This is a genomic window from Delftia sp. ZNC0008, assembly GCF_000799035.1.
Taxonomy (GTDB): Bacteria; Pseudomonadota; Gammaproteobacteria; order Burkholderiales; family Burkholderiaceae_C; genus Comamonas; species Comamonas tsuruhatensis.
In genome coordinates, this window is sequence record NZ_JTKZ01000105.1 from 1 (window position 1) to 5744 (window position 5744).

Consider the following 5744-nt stretch of genomic DNA (forward strand, 5'->3'; position numbering starts at 1 on the left):
CCGCAACAACCGCTTCATCGTGAAGCGCAGCGGGCTGTTCAGGAAGAAGGAAGAGGAACCCCAGGCAGGCATCAACCTGCTGGAGTCCAAAGGCGTTGTGATCGAAGCCAATGTGTTCGAGCAGGTCGCATTGCCGGTGCGCAAGGATGCGGCCAGCACCACGACGGAGTACGGCAACGCCGTGGATTCTCGCTAGGAGACGATGCGCGGGCCCTGCCTGCAGGCTCAGCGCAGGGGCAGCTGCACCACATGCGCGGTGGGCATGACATCGCCGAACACATCCTCGATCTCGGCCAGCGCGGCACGGTGCAGGCTGTCGGCGTCCACGGATTCGCCATTGCTGCGCGTGATGGCACGTGTGGCCACGGCGTCGCTGGCCACGACGACCTCGAAGCCCAGCGGCGCGGCATCGCGTGCGGCGCCGGCCACGCAGGCGTGCGTCATGAGGCCGCAGATGACCACGGTGGTGATGCCACGCGCGCGCAGCTGGTCGGCCAGGTCGGTGCCGACGAAGGCGCTGACGCTGCGCTTTTGCACCACGGTGTCGCCCGCGCGCGGCTGCAGGCCGGGGTGGAATTGGACGGCGCTGCCATTGACGGCGAACACGGGCGCACCTTCCGGGGCAATGTGCTGGATGTGGAACACGGCAACCTGCCCGGCATCGGCCCATTGCAGCAGGCGCCGGGCCTGCTCCAGGACCTGCGGGCCGCGCGGGATGGGCAGGCGGCCGCTGAAGTACTCGTTCTGGAAGTCGATGACCAGCAGCGCCGTGGCACCCCGTGGCAACTGGCTGCGCCCCGGCGCGCCTGACAGGGCGCGGAGGGTGGGATGGCTGGTGGATTGGGTGGCCTGGCTGGCCTGTTCTGCGAGGGACATGCAGTGCTCCTGAAAACGGGAAGTGGTTGATGCCTGCAGTCTAGAAACGCACAGGGCCCGCCGCAACGCCATGGAGCGGCCAGCATCTGTGCAGGTTCTGCACAGATCGCCCGTGCTTTGAAAAATGCGCCATCTCTGTGATGGCGCATACGGCCTTGGGCCTTGCATCGCTCCAACCGGCTGCGTGCCGGTGAAGGTGGCGATGCCGCGTTGAACCATGGCCTGCGGCCCTCCCGATCACGGAAGGGCCGCAGGCCGGCACGGCGCTAGTTCTGCAGTTGCTGCCAGACCTTGTCCAGCCGCTTGATGCTGACCGGGTAAGGCGTGCGCAGCTCCTGGGCGAAGAAGCTCACGCGCAGCTCCTCCAGCATCCAGCGGTACTCCTGCATGCGCGCATCGATGTGGCCCTTGCGCTCGGCCACCAGGCGCCAGTAGCGCTGCTCCAGCGGGCGCAGCTCGGCCAGGCGGCTGGCGTCGCGCGCAGGGTCGGCGCGGTACTTGTCCAGCCGGCTGGTGATGGCCTTGAGGTAGCGCGCGTAGTGCTGCAGCTGGGTCCAGGGCGCGGCCGCGATGAAGTTCTTGGGCACCAGGCGCTGCAGTTGCTGGGCGGCGTCGGCCGTGGCGTCGGGCGCGTTCTTGGTGTCCTTGATCTTGCGCTGGGCCGCCGCGTACTCGACCAGGATGGTGGAGGCCATGCGCGCCACCTCGTTGGCGATCAGCGTCAGCCGGCCACGTCCGTCCTGCACGCGCTGCTTGAACTGCGCGTCGTTGGTGGGCAGCGGCTCCTGCAGGAAGGCGCGGTCTATGGCCACGTCGATGATCTGCTCGCGCAGTTCCTCCTGCGTGCCCAGCGGCATGTAGGCGACGGCCATCTTCTGCAGGTCTGGAATGTTCTTTTCCAGGTACTTGAGCGCATCGCGGATCTGCAGCGCGAACAGGCGGCGCAGGCCCACGCGGTGGCGCGCGGCCGCGACCTCGGGTTCGTCGAAGACCTCGATGCCGACGGCATCGCCATGGTCGATCAGCGCCGGAAAGCCGATCAGCGTCTGCCCGCCCCGGCCGATCTCCATCAGCTCGGGCAGCTCGCCAAAGCTCCATTCCTTGTAGCGGCTGTCGGCAGGCTGGCTGGGCTTGGCATTCCTGGCAGGCGTGGCCTGGTCGGGCTTTTCCGCCTTGGCAGCGGGTGCAGGCTTCCTGCCGGCTTCGGGCGCGGTGGCAGCGGGTGCAGCAGGGGCCTCGGTGACCGAAGCCACCTTCAGCGCGGCCAGCGCCTGGAAGGCGCCGCGCGCCTTGGCGCCCAGTTCGGCCTTGAGCGCGCCCAGGTTGCGGCCCTGGCCCAGTTGGCGTCCATGCTCGTCCGTGATGCGGAAGTTCATGAACAGGTGCGGGCTGAGCATGTCCAGCTTGAAGTCGGCACGCTTGACGTCCAGCGAGGTCTCGTCGCGCACCTGCTTGAGCAGGGCATCGATCAGCGATCCCTGGCCCCAGCGCTCGGGCGTGGTGAAGAGTTCGGCCAGGCGCTGGGCGCTTTCGGGCAGGGGCACGAAGCGGCTGCGCGGGCGCTGCGGCAGGCTCTTGAGCAGGGCCTGGAGCTTGTCCTTGAGCATGCCGGGCACCAGCCATTCCACGCGCTCGTCGCTGACCTGGTTGAGCACGAACAGCGGCACGGTGACGGTGATGCCGTCGCGCGCGTCGCCCGGGCTGTGCAGGTAGCTGGCCGTGCAGTCCACGCCGCCGAGCTTGACCACCTTGGGAAAGGCCTGGGTGGTGATGCCGGCCGCCTCGTGGCGCATCAGTTCGTCGCGCGACAGGCGCAGCAGGTCGGCGTTTTCCTTGGCCGCCTCGCGGAACCAATGGTCGAAGGTGGCGCCGCTGAACACGTCCTTGGGGATCTGCTGGTCGTAGAAGGCGTAGATCAGCTCGTCATCGACCAGCACGTCCTGGCGGCGGCTCTTGTGCTCCAGCTCCTCGACCTTGCGCACCAGCTTGAGGTTGGCGGGCAGGAAGTGCCAGCGCGTGTCCCACTGCCCCTCCACCAGGGCCTGGCGGATGAAGATCTCGCGCGCGGACTGCGGATCGATGCGGCCATAGCTCATGCGCCGGCCGTTGTAGACCACCAGGCCGTAGAGCGTGGCGCGCTCCAGCGCCACCACGTCGGCCTGGTTCTTGGACCAGTGCGGATCGAGCAGCTGCTTCTTGAGCAGGTGGGCGCCGACTTCCTCCAGCCACTGCGGATCGATGGCGGCGATGCCCCGGCCGTACAGGCGCGAGGTTTCCACCAGCTCGGCCGCAACGATCCAGCGCCCCGGCTTCTTGGACAGGTGGGCGCCCGGGTGCGGATGGAAGCGGATGCCGCGCGCGCCCAGGTAGGCGTCGCTTTCATCGCCCTTGTAGCCCAGGTTGCCCAGCAGGCCGGACAGCATGGACAGGTGCACGGCGTCGTAGCCCGCAGGCTCGGTGTTGACCTTCCACTTGTGCTCGTTGACCACGGTCAGCAGCTGCGAGTGGATGTCGCGCCATTCGCGCACGCGGCGGATGTTGATGAAGTTCTGGCGCAGCAGCTGCTCCCACTGGCGGTTGCTGAGCTTGTGAGAGGGCTCGTCATCCGTGCCGGGACCGGTGTCCTGCGGATGGAAGGCCGCCAGCGCCTCGGCCGCCGGGGCGGCCACGCTCTGCCCGCCGCTGCGCTGGGCCACGGGCAGGAAGGCGGCATTGCGCGCCGACGGCTTGGCAGCCGGCGCCTGTGCCGTGGCCATTTCCTTGCGGCTCTTGGCCACCACCTTGCCGCCGCGCGCATCCTGCAGCCATTTCCACAGGCGCAGGTAGCCGCTGAATTCGCTTTTCTCGTCGTCGAACTTGGCGTGCTGCTGGTCGGCCTGCTGCTGGGCCTCCAGCGGCCGGTCGCGCACGTCCTGCACGGACAGGGCGGAGGCGATGACCAGCACCTCGGCCACGGCGCCGCGCGTGCGCGCCTCCAGGATCATGCGGCCCACGCGCGGGTCCAGCGGCAGGCGCGACAGCTCGCGGCCCATGGGCAGCAGCTCGCCGCGCTCGTCCACGGCGCCCAGCTCGCCCAGCAGCTGGTAGCCGTCGGCAATGGCACGGCCCGAGGGCGCTTCGAGGAAGGGAAAGTTCACCACGTCGCCCAGGCCCAGCGACTTCATGCGCAGGATGACGCCGGCCAGCGAGGAGCGCAGGATTTCAGGGTCGGTGAAGCGCGCGCGCGTGCCGAAGTCGGCCTCGTCGTACAGGCGGATGCAGATGCCGTTGGCCACGCGGCCGCAACGGCCGGCGCGCTGGTTGGCCGCCGCCTGGCTGATGGGCTCGACCAGCAGCTGCTCGACCTTGCTGCGGAAGGAATAGCGCTTGACGCGCGCCGTCCCCGCATCGATCACATAGCGGATGCCGGGCACGGTCAGCGAGGTCTCGGCCACGTTGGTGGCCAGCACGATGCGCCGGCCCGTGTGGCTGTCGAAGATGCGGTCCTGCTCGGCCTGCGACAGGCGCGAGAACAGCGGCAGCACCTCGGCATGGCGCAGCACGGGCTGCTGTGCCAGGTGCTTGCGCAGGTGGTCGGCCGCCTCGCGGATCTCGCGCTCGCCGGGCAGGAAGACCAGGATGTCGCCACCCGCGCCGCCGGCCCACAGCTCGTCCACGCCTTCGGCGATGGCGTCGTTGAGGTCATGGTCGCGCTTTTCCTCGAACGGGCGCCAGCGCATCTCCACGGGGTAGGTGCGGCCCGAGACCATGATCACCGGCGCAGGCCCCTTGGGGCCTTCGAAGTGCCTGGAGAACCGCTCGGCATCGATGGTGGCCGATGTCACCACCACCTTGAGGTCGGGGCGCCGGGGCAGGATCTGCTTGATGTAGCCCAGCAGGAAGTCGATGTTGAGGCTGCGCTCGTGGGCCTCGTCGATGATCAGCGTGTCGTAGGCCTTGAGCAGCGGGTCGGTCTGCGTCTCGGCCAGCAGGATGCCGTCCGTCATCAGCTTGACCGAGGCGTCCTTGGACAGCCGGTCCTGGAAACGCACCTTGTAGCCCACCACATCGCCCAGCGGCGTGTTCAGCTCCTCGGCAATGCGCTTGGCCACCGAGCTGGCGGCAATGCGGCGCGGCTGCGTGTGGCCGATCAGGTGGCCGCGCACCTGGCCCTTGTCGTCGGGCGTGGCGTTGACCTTGCCCCGGCCCAGCGCCAGCGCGATCTTGGGCAGCTGCGTGGTCTTGCCCGAGCCCGTCTCGCCGCACACGATGATGACCTGGTGCCGGTCCATGGCCTCCATGATTTCCTCACGGCGGGCGGATACGGGCAGGGATTCAGGGAAGCTGATCTTCAAAGGCATAAGTTCAAAGGCATAAGGGGCTGGATTATCCCCGCGCCATGCCGGCGGCGCCACGCGGCTGCAGATTTCCATACGCCGGCCCTGTGCCGCCCGCATGAAAACCCCCGCATGCCAGGGCCTTCGCCAAGTCAGGCCAGCGGCATGCAAGGCATTGCGCACAATCGGCGCTCGCCTTGCCGCCCGCTCCCGGCGCTGGCCGCCTCACCCGCCTTCCTCGATCTGCTCCCCATGGTTACTCTTGCCGCCCTCGTCATCCCGCTACTGGCCCTGTGGCTGTGGTGGCCCGTCCGCCTGATGCCGCGCCGCGCCCGCCTGATGGCGGCCGTCGCCACGGCGGCCCTGGGCTGCACGCCCGCCCTGCTGCTGGTGCTGCTGCGCGAGGGCACGGTCGAGTACCGCACGCTGGCCTATCTGCAGGTGCCGGGCGGCTGGGTGCTGGCCCTGCTGCTGATGCTGGCCGTCTTCATCGTGCTGCGCGACGGCCTCTGGGCGCTGGCCGCCGTGGCCCGGCGCGAGGACTGGAAGCAG

General features: G+C 68.8%; 2 protein-coding genes and 2 pseudogenes. 2 read left to right on the plus strand and 2 right to left on the minus strand.

The features are described 5' to 3' along the window. Positions 1 to 196 (plus strand): annotated as a pseudogene (locus L995_RS33675) (right-handed parallel beta-helix repeat-containing protein); the annotation flags it as partial. Between the two features lie 29 nt (positions 197 to 225). Here L995_RS33675 and L995_RS03880 read toward each other — a convergent pair. Both L995_RS03880 and hrpA read right to left on the minus strand, forming a co-directional pair. After that, complete coding sequence (locus L995_RS03880; RefSeq protein ID WP_047469311.1) at positions 226 to 876, minus strand: cysteine hydrolase family protein; 651 nt, start codon at positions 874 to 876, stop codon at positions 226 to 228. Between the two features lie 266 nt (positions 877 to 1142). Beyond that, positions 1143 to 5216, minus strand: coding sequence for an ATP-dependent RNA helicase HrpA (gene hrpA, locus L995_RS03885; protein WP_047469312.1), 4074 nt, complete (start codon positions 5214 to 5216; stop codon positions 1143 to 1145). A gap of 228 nt (positions 5217 to 5444) precedes the next feature. On the opposite strand from hrpA, the pseudogene L995_RS03890 reads away from it, so the two are divergent. After that, positions 5445 to 5744 (plus strand): annotated as a pseudogene (locus L995_RS03890) (metallophosphoesterase); the annotation flags it as partial.